16 protein-coding genes are annotated in these 17487 nt (G+C 66.6%); 7 read left to right on the top strand and 9 right to left on the bottom strand.

Translation table 11 applies throughout. The features are described 5' to 3' along the window. Positions 1-82: 82 nt before the first annotated feature. The 3 genes from OSB52_RS05135 to OSB52_RS05145 all read left to right on the top strand — a co-directional run bounded on the left by OSB52_RS05135 (position 83) and on the right by OSB52_RS05145 (position 2818). The gene (locus OSB52_RS05135) at positions 83-889 is read left to right on the top strand and encodes a winged helix-turn-helix transcriptional regulator (protein WP_266060519.1); all 807 of its coding nucleotides are present in this window, start codon (positions 83-85) and stop codon (positions 887-889) included. A 19-nt stretch (positions 890-908) separates the two neighbouring features. Beyond that, complete coding sequence (mshD, locus tag OSB52_RS05140; RefSeq protein WP_266060564.1) at positions 909-1793, top strand: mycothiol synthase; 885 nt, start codon at positions 909-911, stop codon at positions 1791-1793. 71 nt (positions 1794-1864) lie between these two features. Beyond that, positions 1865-2818, top strand: a complete 954-nt coding sequence (locus tag OSB52_RS05145) for an endonuclease/exonuclease/phosphatase family protein (protein WP_266060520.1) — start codon at positions 1865-1867, stop codon at positions 2816-2818. Between the two features lie 28 nt (positions 2819-2846). Here OSB52_RS05145 and OSB52_RS05150 read toward each other — a convergent pair whose 3' ends face one another. From OSB52_RS05150 to OSB52_RS05175, 6 genes are all read right to left on the bottom strand, one after another. Beyond that, entirely contained in the window at positions 2847-4031 is a 1185-nt protein-coding gene (locus OSB52_RS05150; RefSeq protein WP_266060521.1) for an LLM class flavin-dependent oxidoreductase, read from the bottom strand. Between the two features lie 3 nt (positions 4032-4034). After that, complete coding sequence (locus OSB52_RS05155) at positions 4035-5237, bottom strand: 3-dehydroquinate synthase II family protein (protein ID WP_266060522.1); 1203 nt, start codon at positions 5235-5237, stop codon at positions 4035-4037. A 62-nt stretch (positions 5238-5299) separates the two neighbouring features. Continuing rightward, complete coding sequence (locus OSB52_RS05160; protein ID WP_266060523.1) at positions 5300-6136, bottom strand: 2-amino-3,7-dideoxy-D-threo-hept-6-ulosonate synthase; 837 nt, start codon at positions 6134-6136, stop codon at positions 5300-5302. Between the two features lie 85 nt (positions 6137-6221). Continuing rightward, positions 6222-7436 carry a 4-hydroxybenzoate 3-monooxygenase gene (locus tag OSB52_RS05165; protein WP_266060524.1) on the bottom strand — a complete coding sequence of 405 codons (1215 nt, stop codon included), beginning with the start codon at positions 7434-7436 and terminating at the stop codon, positions 6222-6224. Positions 7437-7458: 22 nt separating this feature from the next. Next, positions 7459-8337 (bottom strand): glycosyltransferase family 2 protein, encoded by an 879-nt coding sequence (locus tag OSB52_RS05170; protein WP_266060525.1) that lies wholly within the window; start codon positions 8335-8337, stop codon positions 7459-7461. Between the two features lie 135 nt (positions 8338-8472). Next, a complete protein-coding gene (locus OSB52_RS05175) occupies positions 8473-9879 on the bottom strand; it encodes a hypothetical protein (RefSeq protein ID WP_266060526.1) in 1407 nt (468 codons plus the stop codon). Between the two features lie 280 nt (positions 9880-10159). Here OSB52_RS05175 and pstS point away from each other — a divergent pair, with 280 nt between their 5' ends. From pstS to pstB, 4 genes are read left to right on the top strand one after another with little or no spacing between them, the layout of a single operon-like run. Next, positions 10160-11281 (top strand): phosphate ABC transporter substrate-binding protein PstS, encoded by a 1122-nt coding sequence (gene pstS / locus OSB52_RS05180; RefSeq protein ID WP_235725919.1) that lies wholly within the window; start codon positions 10160-10162, stop codon positions 11279-11281. Between the two features lie 41 nt (positions 11282-11322). After that, positions 11323-12411 carry a phosphate ABC transporter permease subunit PstC gene (gene pstC, locus OSB52_RS05185; RefSeq protein ID WP_235725918.1) on the top strand — a complete coding sequence of 363 codons (1089 nt, stop codon included), beginning with the start codon at positions 11323-11325 and terminating at the stop codon, positions 12409-12411. Continuing rightward, positions 12408-13334: a phosphate ABC transporter permease PstA gene (gene pstA, locus OSB52_RS05190; protein WP_235725917.1), complete on the top strand. Its 927-nt coding sequence runs from the start codon at positions 12408-12410 to the stop codon at positions 13332-13334. Before pstC ends, pstA begins: the two co-directional genes overlap by 4 nt. Before the next feature lie 39 nt (positions 13335-13373). Further along, positions 13374-14150, top strand: a complete 777-nt coding sequence (pstB, locus tag OSB52_RS05195; protein WP_235725916.1) for a phosphate ABC transporter ATP-binding protein PstB — start codon at positions 13374-13376, stop codon at positions 14148-14150. A gap of 103 nt (positions 14151-14253) precedes the next feature. Here pstB and OSB52_RS05200 read toward each other — a convergent pair whose 3' ends face one another. From OSB52_RS05200 to OSB52_RS05210, 3 genes are all read right to left on the bottom strand, one after another. Beyond that, on the bottom strand, positions 14254-14403 hold the full coding sequence (locus OSB52_RS05200; protein WP_235725915.1) for a hypothetical protein: 150 nt from the start codon (positions 14401-14403) through the stop codon (positions 14254-14256). Between the two features lie 192 nt (positions 14404-14595). Next, complete coding sequence (gene phoU, locus OSB52_RS05205) at positions 14596-15258, bottom strand: phosphate signaling complex protein PhoU (RefSeq protein WP_235725914.1); 663 nt, start codon at positions 15256-15258, stop codon at positions 14596-14598. Between the two features lie 101 nt (positions 15259-15359). After that, on the bottom strand, positions 15360-17456 hold the full coding sequence (locus tag OSB52_RS05210) for an LCP family protein (RefSeq protein ID WP_266060527.1): 2097 nt from the start codon (positions 17454-17456) through the stop codon (positions 15360-15362). Between the last annotated feature and the right edge of the window lie 31 nt (positions 17457-17487).

The raw sequence follows: 17487 nt of genomic DNA on the forward strand, positions 1-17487 counted from the left end.
ATGCCGACGTCGCACCGGGCTCACAGGGGCGCTCGGGAGAGCGTGACCGAGGGTTTGGGGAACGACGAGATCGGAGTGGTTCATGGATCTCTTGCTGTTGACAGCCGATCCGAACCCGGAAGCAGTGTTGCCGTCGTTGTCGCTGCTGGCACATACCGTGCGGACCGCGCCGACCGAGGTGTCGTCGTTGATGGAGGCGGGCAATGCCGACGTCGCGATCGTCGATGCGCGCTCCGACCTGGCGGCTGCACGCGGTCTGTGTCGGTTACTCGGCAGCACCGGGTCGTCGGTGCCGGTGGCCGCAGTGCTCACCGAAGGTGGATTGGTGGCGGTCAACGCGGACTGGGGGCTCGATGAGTTCCTGCTACCGGGTACGGGGCCGGCCGAACTCGACGCGCGACTGCGGTTGTTGGTGGTTCGTACTCGGGGCATGACCACCGAGGAGGCGAGCGGCAAGGTCACGCTGGGGGAGCTCGTCATCGATGAGGGCACCTACACCGCGCGGTTGCGCGGGCGCCCGCTCGATCTCACCTACAAGGAGTTCGAGCTACTCAAGTACCTCGCGCAGAACGCGGGCCGGGTGTTCACCCGGGCGCAACTGCTGCAAGAGGTCTGGGGATACGACTTCTTCGGCGGTACCCGGACCGTGGACGTGCACGTTCGACGGTTGCGCGCCAAGCTGGGCAGCGAGCACGAGTCGCTGATCGGTACGGTGCGTAACGTCGGCTACAAGGCGGTGCGCCCCAACCGCGGTCGGGGCAGCGGTGCGGCGGACTCACTCGACGTGATGGGCGACGACACCGCCGGTGACGACATCGGCGAAGACGACATCGACACGGACGATCTGGGCGGTCCGTACGAGGAGTTCAGTGCGAGTGCAGGGAACTGAGGGGTCTGCCGCAGATCCGATGGTGATGGATCGGCTGACGCCGGAGCAGGCTGCTCGGGCACGGGCGATGGTCACCGCGGCACGGGCGGTCGACGGCGTTGCGCCGCTGTCGGAGCAAGCGGAAAAGGCTATCGGCGATGCCGACGATCCGGGTGTGCGCCACATTCTTTCCGACACCGGCTATGCCAACGTCAGCGTCGGCCGCGACGATGAGCCGGCGATGATCGAGGCGGTGGTGGACCCCGGTTCGCGCGGACGCGGCCACGGCCGTGAGTTGCTACTGAAGGCTTTTGACGTCGCCCGCGAGATGGTCGCCGAACCGGCGCCGCGTGTGTGGGCACACGGGGATCTGCCTGCTGCGGTGGCCACGGCGGCGGCGTTGGGCCTGACCCGGCGGCGTGAGCTCCTGCAGCTGCGCCGCCCCGTGGGTGGCGCCGCCGACGCGCTGCCCCCGCTCGAGGTGGGCGACGACATCGTGTTGCGGACCTATGCCGGCTCCGCCGACGACGCCGAGATCCTGCGGGTCAACAATGCGTCGTTCGACTGGCATCCGGAGCAGGGTGGGTGGACGGCCGACCAGATCTCCGATCGGGTGCACAGCTCCTGGTTCGATGCGGCCGGCCTCTTTTTGGCCTTCGACGCCGCCAATCCCGCGCAGTTGTTGGGTTTTCACTGGACCAAGCGGCACGACGCCGATCTTGGTGAGGTCTATATCGTCGGGGTCGATCCGGCGGCTCAGGGCCGCGGGTTGGGGCGGTTGTTGACGCTTGCCGGACTGCATCATCTCGCCGAGCGTGGCATGACAGAGGTCGAACTGTACGTGGAGGGCGACAACGCCGCCGCGTTGCGCACGTACGAACGTCTCGGATTCACCCGCTACGCCATCGACGTAGCCTACGGCTGACGACGGCCGCGCGCGTCGGTCGGTGCCGGTGCATCACAATCGTTGTGGGCGAACATGACAAGATCAATGTCATGCTGCGTGTCGTCCGTGTGATCGGAATCCTGTGCGTCGCCTTGGCTGCGTGCGGGATCGGCGCCCACTTCTCCGGACTGGTCAGCAACACCGTCACCCGGGTCGCGTCGTTCGCGCCGGTGCTCATCGCCGTGGGAATCCTCGGGGCGGTCCTGTTGCTGATCTGCCGGTCGTGGGTGTTCGCCGGCATCGCCGTGGTGGTCGCGGCCGCCGGTGTCGCTTCCCAGGCACCGCTGTATCGCGGTGTGACCGAACAGGTCTCGACCACTGATCTGGCCGTGATGCAGGCCAACATCAAGTTGGGCACCGCGGACCCGGCCGCCCTTGTTGCGCAGGTCCGCGATGCGCGGGTGGACGTGCTGACCGTCATCGAACTGACCGGAGCGGCGGCCACCGCGCTCGACTCGGCAGGTCTGCGGCGAGAACTGCCCTACGCCTTCGAGGTCCCGCGCGACGGCGGCGGTGGCGCCGGGATCTATGCTCGAACACCGCTCGACGGTGGAGCCGCGCTGCACGGATTCCGGCTCGCCAATCTCCATGCTCGGCTGGATGTTCCGGGACGTGGCGGCGTATCGGTGTACGCGCTGCATCCGTTGCCGCCCTACCCGGAGGCGTCTTGGCGTTGGGATGCTGAGCTGCGACGCCTGCAGGCGATCTTGGCCGCCGACACGCAGCCGCTGATCATCGGGGCCGACGTGAACTCCACCTATGATCACCGGCCGTTTCGCGACTTGCTCACCGGTTCCGACGTCGACGGCTCGCCCCAACTCGTCGATGCCGCCGAGCATCTCGGGTCCGGGATCGTGGCAACCTATCCCGCCGATCGCCGCTACCCGCCGCTCCTGGCGCTCGATCGTGTGCTCACCCGCAATGGACCCGTCCCGACATCGTTGCGGCGCATTGATATTCCCGGGTCGGATCATCACGGGGTGATCGTCACGGTGCGCGTGTGATCTGCCGACTCGTGTCGGCGACCTGGCGTCAGGTCTGCGGCGGTGTGCTTGCGTGAGACGGATTCAACAGCGGTAGAAGAAGTTCGGCGGTGATCTCGGCTTCAGCCGCCAACGGCCAGCCAGACAGAATCCAGATGTCGACACCGGCCTGCTCGGCCACCGCCGACATCGCGGCGGCGACATTCTCCGGGCTGCCCACGAAATAGGTGCCGGTGCCCTTGCCCGCGATATCGAAGGGTGGTTCGGCCGCGGTCCAGGTGGTCAGTCCCGCTGCCATGTTCGGAGCGAACTCCAGATCTGCGCGGTCCGGCAGGCGGCCGGCGCGCAACGCGTCGATCCGATTCTGTACCTGCGGATCGCGACTGCTGAGTTCATCGAGGCCGGGGTAGCCGAAGCTGCGGAGATTACGATCGGCGGTGGCCAGCACGGTCTCCGGGCGGGTGCGGTTCACTTGCCATTCGAAGCGCTCCCACGCCTGTTCGTCGGTGTCGCGCACTATGACACTGGCCAGCACCCCGAACCGGAGACGTCGGCCGCGCTCGGCGGCGGCGGCGCGGACCCGGTCGAACAGGCCCGTCAGCGCAGTGGGTTCGGACATGAACGACAGATAGACGTCGAGCACCTCCGCGGCGTGTGCGATGCCCTCCGGCGATGCACCCGTGCCCCACACCTCGATGCCGCCAGGCTGGCGCGGACCCGGTATCGCGGGCTTGTACCGCGGTCCGTAGGAGAAGAACTCACCCTCGAACGGTTCAGCGTCGTCGAGGTAGAGACGTTTGACCTGCGTCCAGAACTCAGCCGAGACGCGGTAGCGTTCGGCCTTGGAGCCGAAGCGGCCGTACCGGTGCAGCACGGGGTCGGCGCCATTGACCTGGTTGTAGATCAGTCGACCACCGGAATACTGATCGAAGACCTGAGCTTCCTCGGCGAGCAGCACCGGAGGTTTGACTCCCGGGTATTCGGGGATCAGGAAGCGTAGTCGTTCGGTGTCGGCCACCAGCGAGATCGCCTCGCGCGCGGTGGTCAGCGCGCCGTAGTAGCCGAGCCGATCAAGCGTCCGAGCCTGGTGGCGGATCACATCGAACGTGGGTGCCACCCGTTCGGACGGTTCCCACGGAACCTCGCCGTCGGTCGGATTGATGTACCAGAGGACTTGCGGCCCGGCGCCCCCCGGTTTGATGCCGACGCCGGTCCCGAGTTCGGCGATGCTCATGACCTAGCGCTCGTCGCAGAATTCCGTGATGGGCAGGCCGACGTGTCGGGACTCCGGCGGGGCATAGCCGAGCAGCTTGTCGCCGGGCGTCAGGTCGGTCACGTTGTTCACCGACCCGCCCGGTCCCAGCAGTCGCACATGCCAGTCGTCCTGTGCGATGACGTTGACCACCCGACCGTCATCGGTGGTCGCGGTCACCGAGATCAGCGGTCGCCGTTCGATCTTCACCCGGCCGATCCGCACCTCGCGGACCTCGCCGGTGCTGCGGATGGCCAGGATCGGCTGGCCCGCCTGCAGTTCGCTGACATACCGGGTCCGGTTGTCGGGCACGAGGACATAGGAGTGCACCGCACCGGCGTTCCAGCGGAAGGGTCGGGTCGGCATGTAGGGCAGCGGGTGGGTTTCGCTGCAGGACAGAAACATACCGGTGGAGAAGGAACCGATCAGGCAGCCTTCGTCCTTCTCCAGCAAGGAGCAGGTGTCGATGCAGGCCCGCTCACCCATGCCGATGTGTTCAACCTTGGTGACGGTGAGTTCACCGAGTTCGATGCGATCGGCGCTGGGCCGGATCACGTCGGCGAGCGTCGCGACGTCATCGGCGCTGCGCGGGGCCAGCAACAAGCCGTCCGAGCCGTGCTCGAGAACCAACTTGACGATCCCCGCGTCCTCGATGTCGTTGACCACCGTCACCGTTCGACCGCCGGAGTTCTCCGCCGCCGCTATCACGATCTCCAGCGGGATCTTGGTGGGATCGGTGAAGGTCAGCAGTGTCCACGGCGCCCGGCGCACCGTCTCGCAGGCGTGCCGCAGGGTGTCTGCATCGGAGACCACCACGTGTACCCCCGCCTCGGCGGACGGGCCCGCGTCCACGATCGGGTTGACATCACGGCCCGTGTGCGCGGCGAGCACGATGTCTGCCTGACTGGCAGCCTCGACGTCGACCTCCGGCGAAGCAACAGCCAGGACCCGGCGGATCGTGGGGGGGAGATCGGACAACGTGTCGGCGTCGTCGCTCACGATGCCGTCGATGCGGTGGTGGATGGCCGCCTGTACCAGTGCGGCGCGGACGTCGCCGACGGTGCCCCGGATGTCGATCCAGGCGAAGTGGGCACGGGCCGTGCCGTCCGGCCCGGGGCCGTTGTCGGCAGCGGGGACCGCGGTCAGTGGGGTGATGTCGTCGGTGACGATATCGGTGGAGGAGTTCACGGTGGTCTTTCTGTTCGGCTGGGCTGGGCTCGGGGGATGGAGGCTCGGGGTCGGTAAACCGATCAGGCGAGTTCGAGGGCGGCGGCCAGTGGTCGACTCGGGTCCGATCCGCGGTGCAGACGCTCCGCCAACGCCCTCGCCACGCGGTGGGGATGGTCGGCGCCGAAGATGAGGCGGCCGAAACTGAGGCCGGCCACCCGGGACTCGGCGACCCGCATGCCGAAGTCGATGGCGTCGTCGTCGGTGGCGGTGGCCGGACCACCGGCGACCAGGATGGGCAGCGGGCAGGTGTCGACGACCTCGTCCATCTGCTGGGGTGCACCGGCATAGTCGAGTTTCACGATGTCCGCGCCCAGATCGGTGGCGATGGCACCGAGATGGGCGAGTGTCGACACCGACGTCGGCGCGGTGTCGGCGACTCCGCCGCGCGCATACATCATCGCCAGCAGAGGCACACCGAGGCGGTCGCATTCCGCTGCCACGACTCCGAGGTCGGTCAACTGTTGCGCTTCGGTGGGCGCCCCCACGTTCACGTGCACGCTTACCGCGTCGGCGCCGAGAGCCAAGCACTCCTCGACGGACCCGACGAGCACCTTGCGGGTCTGGTCCACAGCGAGGTTGGTGCCGGCCGACAGGTGGACGATCAGACCCATGGCGCCGAATCGGGTCGGTGCGATGGTGCGTGCTCGGCCCTTGTGCACGATGAGGGCATCGGCGCCCGCACGTTCCAGGATCGCGGCGGTGTGATCGGCATGTCCGGCGGCGCCGAGCGGGCCGATGGTCACCGAATGATCGAGCGGCACCACCAGGGCGCGGCGATTGACGGCACCGAAGATCCGGGACAACCGGATCTGCTTGCCCGATGGCAGGTGCCTGCGGGCGTCGGGATTGTCGATCACACTGTTCTCCGATCGGTGAGCGTGCGGTTGTCGTCGTTCCGCGAGGCGCGGAGCGACGACACTCGTTCAGTAAGGTTAGCCTCGCCTATAACATGCGGCAATCGCGGGGGCGCCACGGTGTCGGGAAGGGCAGGCCGAGGTAGACCTCGCCGAGCGCGCGTTCCTCGTGGACCGAGCTCGTCCATCTCGTCAGCCGGGCATGGCGTAGGTGCCAGTCGAACCCATCGTCGCCGAGGCGATGCAGCGTGGTGGTCAGATTCCACGAGAACGCTTGTGCCTGCCAGACTCGCGGCAGCGCCGTCTCGCTGTACCGGTCCAGCGCGGTGTGGTCCCCGGTGGCGTAATAATGTCCGAGGCCGTGGGACAGGACGCAGGCGTCGGAGATCGCGAGGTTGAGGCCCTTGGCTCCGGTGGGCGGCACGATGTGGGCCGCGTCCCCGAGCAAGAACAGCGCACCCTGCTGCATCGGGTCGGTGACCACACTGCGCAGCGGCGCCAGGGATCGCTCGATGATCTCGCCGGTCTCGAGTTCGGGATGGTCGTCAGCTGCGCTGCGTCGACGCAGTTCCCGCCAGATCTGCTCGTCTGACCACGTGCCGAGGTCGGTGTGTGCCGGCACCTGCAGATACTGGCGGGTCAGGTGCGGGCCGCGCATGCTGTGCACCGACAACCCATCGGGGTGCGCGCAATACATGCCCTCGTCGGTGACCGGGGTGGTGCGTGCGAGGATGCCGAGCCAGGCGAACGGGTAGGTCCGGTTCGCAACGGTGGTCCGGTCGGGATCGAGAGCCTGTCGACAGATGCCGTGGAAGCCATCGCATCCCGCCACGAAGTCGGCGCGAATCCGGTGGGCCCGTCCGTCGACGACGAACTCGACGAACGGGGCGTCGGTGCCGATGTCATGCACGCTGACGTCGGTCGCCTCGAAGTGCAGCGGACGACCCGTGGCGTGGCGCGCATCGATCAGGTCGGCGACGAGTTCGCTCTGCCCGTAGACGAATGCGTGCCTATCGAGGTGGCGGTGGAAGTCGAGGTGATGTGTGGTGCGATCGAAACGGATATAGAAACCGTTGTGCACCAGAGCTTCACGTCGGAGTCGGTCGGCCAGGCCGATCTCATGGAGCAGGTCGACGGTGGTCTGTTCGATGACACCGGCCCGGATCCGGGCGCGCACATGTGCCTGCGACTGCCGCTCGATCACGACGGTGTCGATGCCCTGCAGGTGAAGCATCTGCGCCAGGGTGAGCCCGGCGGGGCCGGCGCCGATGATGGCGACCTGTGTTCTGATCTCGTGGGTCATACTTCTCGATCGGTAGTGCTCGTCAGCGCGCAACCGCGGCCGGGGTGGTGTCGGCTTCGACGACTTCGGCTTCAGGGACACCGGTTTCGGCGCCACCGGTTTCGGCGACGGCGGTATCGGCGGCGACGTCATTGGGTTCGGCGGCGTCCGATTCACTGTGCGCGCCCCGCTGCCCGGCCCTGCGCGAGCGTCGCTCGCGATCGATCGTGCGCAGCACCCGCAGTCCGTCACTCACCGCGTTGAGGTTGCTGCGTCCGTGGATTCGTCGACTTTCGTGGCTACCGACCTCGGTGATCGTCAGGCCCGCACGGGCCATCCGCACATTGATGATCGTCTCCACCTCGAAGCCGTCTCCCCACTGCGCCTCGGTGGTGTCGGTCGAGGGCAGGTCGATGATGGGGAGATGCCGGCGCCAAAACGCGTTGTATCCGTAGCAGAGGTCGGCGAACCCGGTGTGGAAGATCCGGTTCACCAGGCCGTTGAGTCCCTTGTTGCCGAGGCGGCGCAGTGCGGTGATGTCGTCGCTGTGGCCGCCCAGTGAGAAGCGACTGCCCTTGGCGAGATCCGCACCTTCGGTCAGGGCGCGCACAAAGGCCGGGATCTCGGCGGGGTCTGTCGAGCCGTCGGCGTCGATCATGACGATGATGTCGCCGGTGGCCGCGGCGAACCCGCAGGCCAGTGCGTTGCCTTTTCCGGTGCGCGTCTGTTGCACGATCACGGCGTCCGGCCAGAGCCGACGAGCCACCGCGACGGTGTCGTCGACCGATGCGCCGTCGACCACGACGATCTCGTCGACGTAGGGCATCCGTTCGGCCACGTATGGAAGGTTCAGGGCCTCATTGCGCATGGGGATCACCACGGTTACTCGCGGAGTGGTCTTGTCTACTCGTGTGCCGGTCACAGCGCCCCTTCGTCATCGAGTACGCGCATGTGGCGGAACCGCTTCGAGCGCCCGTCACCACGCAACTGTCGGTGCATGAGACCCTATTTGTTTAGGTAACCCTTGCCTAATTCTCAGCTTCTTTTGTGGTCTATGTCACTTGTGGTGGAGGGTGGTCGCCACATGGCCGGGGAGCGCCGCGAGGGCGGCTCTGACGGCCGTGGCGTCGGAATACTCAGGATAGAACGCGGCGGTCACGCACAGCGCGCCGCCGACCGTCGACGACGTCACGGTTATGCCCGTCGGTGTCGCGGGATCGCTGACGGTGTAGTTGACCGCGCGCGCCGGATCGGTGAACCGGGTATGCGCGGTCTGTGGCAGGCGACCCACCGATGAATGGAGCAGCTGGGCGCGTGGCAACGACGAGTCCGGCGCCGGCGGGTGTCGACGGGCGAGTCGACTCGTCCATTCCCCCATCGTGCCGATCGTCATGGTCGCCACCGGCCGACCGGAGCGGCTTGCCACGTCCAGCATCTGCGTCAGTGTCCGGGCCGCGGTGTCCGCCGTGACTGGGAAGGTCAGGCCGGCCGAGAGCGGGGCGAGGGTATCGGTGCCGGCCGGGAGGTACGGGCGGAGGTCGAACGGGATGGTGACCGCGGGGTCGAGGTCGATGCCCGCGTCGAGTAGCGCCCGGACCAGGGCGCAGGTGAGCACTGCGAACATGCTCACCCCGGGCAGATCGCGGTCCCGCGCATCGCGCAGCAGGCGCATCTCGATGACGGGGATGCGCACGGTGGCGGCGCTCGGGGGTCTGCCGGCGCCGGCGGGAATAGGTGCGCCCGGTCCGGGCTCCGGTGGAGCCGCGCGTTGTGTGTCGGCGTCATCGGTGGGGAGTCGGTGCCGACGGGAGTGCCCGAGGCTCGCCAGCCGTCCGGGGTGGCGGCCGAAGGTGTGGATGGCGGCCGCGAGTAGCGGACGGGTGGTGCCTCGGTATCGGTCCCAGTGCGCATCGGACATCGTCAGCCCGCCGATCATCGCATCGACCACGGCCTGGGTGAACGCGACATCGCCGAGTCCGTGGTTGAAATCGACGGCGACCAGATCTCCCGCGCACACCACGCGCAGACCGGCGTCGGGCAGTGCCCGCACCGATTCGAGCAGGGCCAGCGGATCTCCTTCGGGCTCGATCCGACCCCTGTCGGCGATCGACTGCGTGCAGGCCGATTGGGCATCCGACTCCGTGGCAACCGATTCCGGGGAAATCCACGCGGGGGGAATCCACGCGGGGGGAATCCGCCCGGGGGAAATCCACTGGGGGGCGATCGACACCGCGGTGGCCGTCGGCGCGGGCTGCCAGTGGATGTGGTGCGCCGATGGACGTAAACCGAGTCGCAGCGCGGGGCCGGCGGCGGCCATCGCGTACAGGCGGTCGCGGGCCTCGTCGACCGTCGGCACGGGCATCGGGCCGAAAACCGAGGCGCAACGGCGCTGTGCGTGCAGCAGGTCGATCAGCGCCACTCGGGTGCCGCCGGACACCGGCGGGCGGCGGTCCTTGCGGTTCACCTCGTGTTCACCCGTTCTCTGTGTTTTGCGTAGCCGCTCGGGGCCGAGCGCTATTCTGGGACAGGATGTTTTGCGACTATCGCGGATCGGCTGTTTGTTCTGCCGGATGCGCACTCGGGCGCGTTGAGTGTTGGATCACATTCGGCGAAGGTATAGCGATGGTAATTCATCTTCCGTTAACCCTCGGGGCGCGGAGTGTCCACCAGCGAATCCTAATGTCTCCAGCGACCGGGTGATGCCGTGACTGCGGTGCACCATGTTCTGATGCTGGAGGAATCCTGTGAAATTGAGTCGTTCCGGTGTTGCGGTGGCCTCCTTGGCGGCCACCTCCGCGCTCATCCTGAGTGCGTGCAGTGACAACTCGGAGAGGGGGGACAGCAGCGCCGCACCCGCGTCGGCGGTGGCGGACATCCAGTGCGAGGGCAAACAGGATCTGCAGGCCAGTGGCTCGACCGCGCAGGCAAATGCGATGACCATCTTCTCCACGTCGTTCGCCCAGACCTGCCCCGGCTTCGAACTCGCCTACGGGGGTGGCGGTTCCGGCCAGGGCGTCTCTGACTTCACCCAGAACCTGACCGACTTCGGCGGCTCCGACTCGCCGCTGGAAGGCGACGACGCCGCCGCCGCCCAGCAGCGATGCAGCTCCGAGGCGTGGAACCTGCCGCTGGTCTTCGGCCCGATCGCGGTGGCCTACAACGTCGAGGGCGTCGATGACCTCGCGCTCTCCGGCCCGACGCTGTCGAAGATCTTCGGCGGCGAGATCACCAACTGGAACGACCCGGCCATCGCCGCCGAGAACGAGGGCGTCGAGTTGCCGGATCTGCCCATCAGCGTGATCTACCGCGCCGAGGAGTCGGGTACCACCGACAACTTCCAGAAGTACCTGACTGCCGCCGGCGGCTGGGACAAGGGTGACGGCAAGACCTTTAACGGCGGTGTCGGCGAGGGCAAGCAGGGTAACCCGGGCGTCGGCTCGGCGATCGGCCCGACCGCCGGATCGATCGGCTATGTCGAGTGGGCCTATGCACAGTCCAACAACCTGTCGATGGCCAAGATCATCACCGACCAGGACCCCGAGGGCGTCGCCCTGACCGCAGAGTCCGGTGGAAAGACCATCGATGGTGCCACGCTGGCCAATGGCGACGAGAGCCACAACATGGTGATCGACACCTCCTCGTTCTACAAGCCGACCGAGTCGGGTGCCTACCCGATCGTGTTGGCAACCTATGAGATGGTGTGCTCCGATTACGCGGACGACGCCACCGCACAGGGTGTCAAGACGTTCCTGAGCGTTGCCTCTGCACCGCAGAACCAGGGACAGGATCTGCAGAACGCGGGCTACATCCCGCTGCCGCAGGAGTTCCAGACCAAGCTGCAGGGTTCGATTGAGGCCATTCAGTAACTGCGGCTCGAACTCAACCGAGAGAAGAGCGATTCACCATCATGTCAGTGGATGACACCACCGGTGTCGGCCGAGGCCGGACGGGTAAGCACTCGTCCGGCTCGGTGCCGACCCAGACGCCCGATCAGGATCCGAACCTCACCCCCGGCGACGATCTAGAAGAACAGCTACACCCGGGTCTGCGTAGCAGTCGCGGTCAGGTGGGCGACCGGGTCTTCTCGTACCTGGCGCAGGGAACCGGTCTGCTGGTCATCATCCTGATCGCCGGGATCGGGATCTCGTTGTTGATCGATGCCATTCCGGCGCTTCTCGACAACAACGCGAATTTTCTCTTCTCCTCGGACTGGAACACGAGCGGAGCTGCCTTCGCCGATGGGACCGCATCCTTCGGTGTCTGGGAACTGTTCCGGGCCACGGTCTTGACCTCGTTCTTCGCGCTGTTCCTGGCGACCCCGATCGCCATCGGCATCGCCGTCTTCCTGGTCGAATACGCTCCGAGGCAGGTCTCGCGACCGCTCGGCGCGGTCATCGACCTGTTGGCGGCGGTGCCGTCGATCATCTTCGGTCTGTGGGGTATCTACGTCCTCGCGCCGGTGATCGCTCCGTTCGCCGTGTGGCTCAACGACACCTTCGGGTGGTTCTTCCTGTTCTCGAGCGGGAAGACGTCGATCACCGGCGGCGGCACGATCTTCACCGCCGGCATCGTGCTCGCGATCATGATGCTGCCCATCATCACCTCCATCACCCGCGAGGTGCTGCGGCAGACGCCCAGTGGACACAAAGAGGCCGCGCAGGCGCTCGGTGCCACCAAATGGGAAGTCATCCGCATGACCGCCTTCCCGTACAGCCGATCCGGGATGATCGCGGCGTCGATGCTGGCGCTCGGTCGCGCCCTCGGCGAGACGATCGCGCTGATGATCATCCTGAGTGCGGCCGTCGGCCGACTCAACTGGTCGCTGTTCGAAGGCGGTGACACCTTCGCCTCGAAGATCGCCCGCGACGTCGGCGAGTTCGTCGGCAGTGAGTCATCCGCCGGTGCCTACATCGCGGCCGGCCTCGTCCTCTTCGTCCTGACATTCGTCGTCAACGCGATCGCCCGTGTGATCGCCGGTGGAAAGGTGAACGGATGACCGTGACCGTCGATACGACACCCGGTGGGCCGGTCAAGTCCTCGGCCACCGCTTTCCGAGAGGTGTCGGCCAGTCGCAAGATGCGCAACGAGGTCGCCCGCGGCACGTTCGCGCTCTGCTTCGTGTTGGGCGTCATCCCACTGGTGTGGTTGCTGTGGACCGTGATCTCCAACGGTGCGCCCGCGCTTGCCGACCCGAACTGGTGGTTCGGCAATGCCTACGGCGTGGACACCACCACGCAGTACGGCGCCGGTATCTCTCAGGCGATCATCGGCACCCTGATCCAGGCATTGATCGCCACCGTGATCTCGGTGCCGATCGCGGTGATGACCGGCATCATGCTGGTCGAGTATCCGACCAGCCCTTTGGTCAAGCCGGTGAGCTTCATGGTCGACATCCTGGCCGGTGTCCCGTCGATCGTCGCCACCCTGTTCATCTTCACCGTCTTCGTGATCGGACTCGGGATGGGCCAGAGCGCGCTGATGGTGAGCCTGGCGCTGATCCTGCTGATGATCCCCATCGTGGTGCGGTCCACCGAAGAGATGCTGAAACTGGTCCCTGACGAACTGCGCGAGGCGTCGTACGCTCTCGGTATCTCCAAGTGGCGGACCATCATGAAGGTCGTGCTGCCCACTGCCCTGTCGGGCATGCTGTCCGGCGTCTTCCTCGCCATCGCCCGCATCATGGGGGAGACCGCCCCGGTGCTCATCCTGGCCGGCCCGGCGAGCTCGCAGGTGCAGACCAACCCGTTCGAGGGCGGGATGAATTCGTTGCCGCTGTTCATCAAGGACATGTGGGCCTCCGCGCAGCCGGCATCGGACTTCTATTACTGGGGTGCGGCGCTCACGCTGATCATCATCATCGCGGCGCTCAATCTCGTCGCCGCCATGACCGCCAAGTTCCTCGCCCCCAAGACCAAGTAAAACGGTCCTCGACCGCCGCCACACAGCAAAGGCATCATCATGGCCAAGCGCCTCGACATCAAAGATCTCAACGTCTATTACAGCAAGTTCCACGCCGTCAAGGACGTGACTCTCTCGGTGCCGCCCCGCAGCATCACGGCTTTCATCGGGCCGTCGGGGTGTGGCAAGTCCACCGTGTTGCGCACGCTCAATCGCATGCACGAGGAGATTCCGGGCGCCTACGCGGTGGGCAGCGTGCTGCTCGACGGTGAGGACATCTACGCCAAGGACATCAACCCGACCGCGGTGCGCACCACCATCGGCATGGTGTTCCAGCGGCCGAACCCGTTTCCCACCATGTCGATCCGTGACAACGTGGTGGCCGGGCTGAAGCTGCAGGGCGTCCGCAACAAGAGTCAGCTCAACGAGGTGTGCGAGCGCAGCCTGCGCGGCGCCAACCTGTGGGAAGAGGTCAAGGATCGCCTCGACAAGCCGGGCGGCGGCCTGTCGGGCGGACAGCAGCAGCGTCTGTGCATCGCCCGTGCGATCGCAGTGTCGCCGGACGTGTTGCTGATGGACGAGCCGTGCTCGGCGCTCGACCCGATCTCTACGCTCGCCATCGAGGATCTGATGGGTGAGCTGAAAAAGGACTACACGATCGTCATCGTCACCCACAACATGCAGCAGGCTGCCCGTGTGAGTGACCAGACCGCGTTCTTCAACCTCGAAGGCGTCGGCCAGCCCGGTCAGCTGATCGAGATCAACGACACCGAGACGATGTTCTCGGCGCCGACCAAGCGGGAAACCGAGGACTACATCTCCGGCCGCTTCGGCTGAAATCCGACAGCCACACGATCGACGACTCGCGCCGCGGACCGACAAGGTCTGCGGCGCGAGTCGTTTCGGTGGGGGGAGGGTTTAGTGTGTGACCGAGGGAGGGTCACATACTGACGACCAGGATGACCAACAACGCGATCAGCGACAGCGTGAATCCGCTGTAGGTGAGGATCTGTCGTCGGTGGGCAGCCGCAGCGTGCCCGTCGTCGTCGACGGCGTTGAAGTCGGGTTCCACACGATGGTGCCGATCCATGTCGGTCACCATAGCGTGCCGCCGGTCCGAGGACGAAATCCCAAGTCCGACTTGGTGAGCGCAGTCTCACCTGGTGTGCGGTCGGGATGTGCCTCGCATCGGGCGGCAGGGGCGACGCGACCCGCAGACGAGCGCACCGCCGGTCTCGGCGGGCGAGTCCGGCGGTGCGGTACGAATCGAGATCTCCGGTGGTCAGGACACCTCGAGGAATTGCTCGGGTGTCTGGCCGGTCGCCTGGAAGACCACCCGGCGCCCGATGAGGACCGCGTGATCGGCGAAGCGCTCGTAGTATCGGCCCAGCAGCGTGACATCGACGGCAGCGGCCACGCCGTGGCTCCACTCCCGGTCCATCAGGACCGTGAACAGATGCCGATGCAGGTCGTCCATCGCGTCGTCATCCTCCTGCAGGCGGATGGCATCTTGCGGATTCTGCGTGTTGAGCACCTCGCGGGCGGTGGTGGCCAGCTGCACGGCGAGGCGGCCCATCTCGGCGAAGTAGCCGTTGACCTCCTCGGGCAGTGCCTTGGCGGGGTGACGGCGACGCGCGACCTTGGCCACATGCAGCGCCAGCGCACCCATCCGGTCCACGTCGGCGACGATCTGGAAACCGCTGACGATCCCACGCAGATCACCGGCCACCGGCGCCTGCAGGGCGAGCAGCGCGAACGCCTGTTCCTCGGCGCGGGCCGACAGCTGATTCATTCTCTCGGTCTCGGAAAGGACCTCTTCGGCGATGGCCAGATCGGCCTGGAGCAGGGCCTGGGTGGCGCGGGCCATCGACGAGCCGGCGAGTTCGCACATCTCGCCGAGGATGGTGTTGAGCGCGTCGAGCTGCTCATGGTAGGCGGTACGCATGTAGTCCACAATACTTGGCACACCGGTGGGCTTGTGGACCCTGCGGATGAACGAGCCGTGAACGCCCGGTGCATACTGCGCGTTTGGCGTGTTCGCGCAGGTCAGCTGCAGGTAGTGTCGCCTGCGTTGGTCACCGCGAGGTCGTTGGGCAGGTTGGACGTGTTGGAGGCCGGCGGCAGCTGCGACACCGAGATCGTGCTCCCGACGGCGGCCGGAGAGCCCATCGAACCGTCGTACTCCGACCCGAGGATAACCTCGACGCCCGATTTCACCGTGCGGTCGAGCTGGATCGACGATCCCGGGAACATAGTGGCCAGGGTGGCGGCAGAGTCCTCTTCACCGCCGCCGTACCGGATGACGGTGTCCTCGCGGTTCTCCGAGGCATCGGCCACCCCGCGGACGTCGAAGCCCATCGACACCAGTTGATCGGAGGTGTCGCCGGCGGCGCCGGTGCGCCCACTGCCGTTGAGTACACGGACTCCAACGTTGCCGGGGTTCTGTGCGGTCGCCGACACCTGCGTCGGCGCCGACTCGGAGGTGGTACTGCGTGACGTCGCCGACGTCGACGAACTGCTCGACGACGATGCCGCCTGCTGCTTGGCCTGTTCGCCGGGCAGGGGGGCGTCGTCGATGATCGCGTTGAAGATGGCGTTGATGTCGTCGGTGCGCGGGATCTCGTTGTTCAGCCCGTCGGTCGTGGTGCCCGACGTCGGGATGGTCAGGAAGGTCACGCGCCCGGCCTCGATACCTTGCATCGATTCGGCCAGGTTCAGCAGCGACTGGGTGTCGACCCCGTCGACGAAGCTGTATTCGATGAATGTGTTGACGATGCTGTTGAGCTTGTTGGGACTCGACAGGACATTGCCGGATAGGGTCGCCCGCAGCAGTGACGACATGAACAGTTGCTGGCGTTTGATGCGTCCGTAGTCGCCGTTGCCCTCCGACGCGATGTTGCGGGCTCGCACGTAGTTGAGCGCGCGTCTGCCGGTCAGCTTCTGGGTACCCGGCTTGCGCAGCACCTGACCGAGTTCGTAGTCGTAGAGCGGGGTGGGGGAGCACACCTCGACGCCGCCGACCGCGCGCACGACCTTTTCGAAGCCGAAGAAGTCCATGGCGATGAACCGGTTGATGTTGAGGCCGCTCATCTGCGTGATCACGCTGACCAGGCACTTCGGACCGCCGTCGGCATAGACCCCGTTGAGCTTGACGCCGTAAGCGGCGGGCAGTTCTTCGCCGTAGGTGCCGGTGGCGTTGTCCCACTGCTGGCAGGCGGGCCGGTCCACCTGCAGGTCACGCGGGAACGATACGGCGACGACGCGACTGCGGTTGGCCGGGATGTTGACCAGGATGATGGTGTCGGAGCGGGCGCCGGCTGCGTCGTCGGTGGTTCCCGCGCCCACCTTCGCGTTCTGGCCGGCCCGGGTGTCGGTGCCGACGATGAGGTAGTTCTCGTCGCCGTACTGGGCATCCTTGTTGCGGATGTTGGCGTCTTCGGGGTTGACCGCGTTGATGGTCTTCCAGTTGCCATTCCACGACTGCAGATAACCCCAGACGAAACCGGTGCCCACCAGCGCCATCACGCAGGCGACCGCGACGAGGATGCGGCCGGTGACGGTGACGTTGTGACCGAGGTTGCGACGGTCTGCGCGGGTGCCGGGATGACGCCGAGGTCGCGATCTCGGCGGAATGGTGTCGGACAGATCCGGAGTGGGCTGCAACGGTCGCACGCGACTGCCCTGACCGCGTGACTCGGCGGTGACTCGCTCGCGGGTGGCGTCGTCGGAGAGATCGACGTCGGTGTCGGGCACGGTCGCCGGCGGCCGGATCGTCGGGATCTGCGTGGTGACGTCGTTCTCGTTGGGAAACCGTTCGAGGTCTTCGAACCGGTGCACCTCGGTCGGTGCCTCGTCGGCCGGCGGTTGTCGGCGAACTCTGCTGGGCTCGGCCGGGCCGGCCTCACCGCCCGCGTTCATCTGCTCCATGAGCTCGCGCACCGTGAGTCGGGTGCGGCCGCGCACATAGCGGTCGGTGGCGCGCGGCTCATGGAGCGCCCCGTGCGCCGGGGCATCGTTGGTGGGGGCCTGACCGAACATCTCGGAGAAGTCGTTGGCGGCTCCGGAGCGGCCCGCGCGCCGGCCCCGGCGGGGCGTACTGCCCTCGTCGGCCGGTTCGTCCGGTCCCGATCCCCTACGACTCAACTCTGATTCCCCTCGACCCCGACGCAGTGGC

It is taken from the genome of Gordonia aquimaris (genome assembly GCF_026262595.1).
In the GTDB taxonomy this organism is placed as follows: Bacteria; Actinomycetota; Actinomycetes; order Mycobacteriales; family Mycobacteriaceae; genus Gordonia; species Gordonia tangerina.

Coding starts and splice junctions, on each gene's coding strand:
- OSB52_RS05150 (WP_266060521.1), bottom strand. CDS start 4,031: ATGAGCATCGCCGAACTCGGGACCGGCGTCGGCATCAAACCGGGGGGC.
- phoU (WP_235725914.1), bottom strand. CDS start 15,258: ATGCGTACCGCCTACCATGAGCAGCTCGACGCGCTCAACACCATCCTC.
- OSB52_RS05200 (WP_235725915.1), bottom strand. CDS start 14,403: ATGGATCGGCACCATCGTGTGGAACCCGACTTCAACGCCGTCGACGAC.
- pstA (WP_235725917.1), top strand. CDS start 12,408: ATGACCGTGACCGTCGATACGACACCCGGTGGGCCGGTCAAGTCCTCG.
- mshD (WP_266060564.1), top strand. CDS start 909: ATGGTGATGGATCGGCTGACGCCGGAGCAGGCTGCTCGGGCACGGGCG.
- pstB (WP_235725916.1), top strand. CDS start 13,374: ATGGCCAAGCGCCTCGACATCAAAGATCTCAACGTCTATTACAGCAAG.
- pstC (WP_235725918.1), top strand. CDS start 11,323: ATGTCAGTGGATGACACCACCGGTGTCGGCCGAGGCCGGACGGGTAAG.
- OSB52_RS05165 (WP_266060524.1), bottom strand. CDS start 7,436: ATGACCCACGAGATCAGAACACAGGTCGCCATCATCGGCGCCGGCCCC.
- OSB52_RS05135 (WP_266060519.1), top strand. CDS start 83: ATGGATCTCTTGCTGTTGACAGCCGATCCGAACCCGGAAGCAGTGTTG.
- OSB52_RS05145 (WP_266060520.1), top strand. CDS start 1,865: ATGCTGCGTGTCGTCCGTGTGATCGGAATCCTGTGCGTCGCCTTGGCT.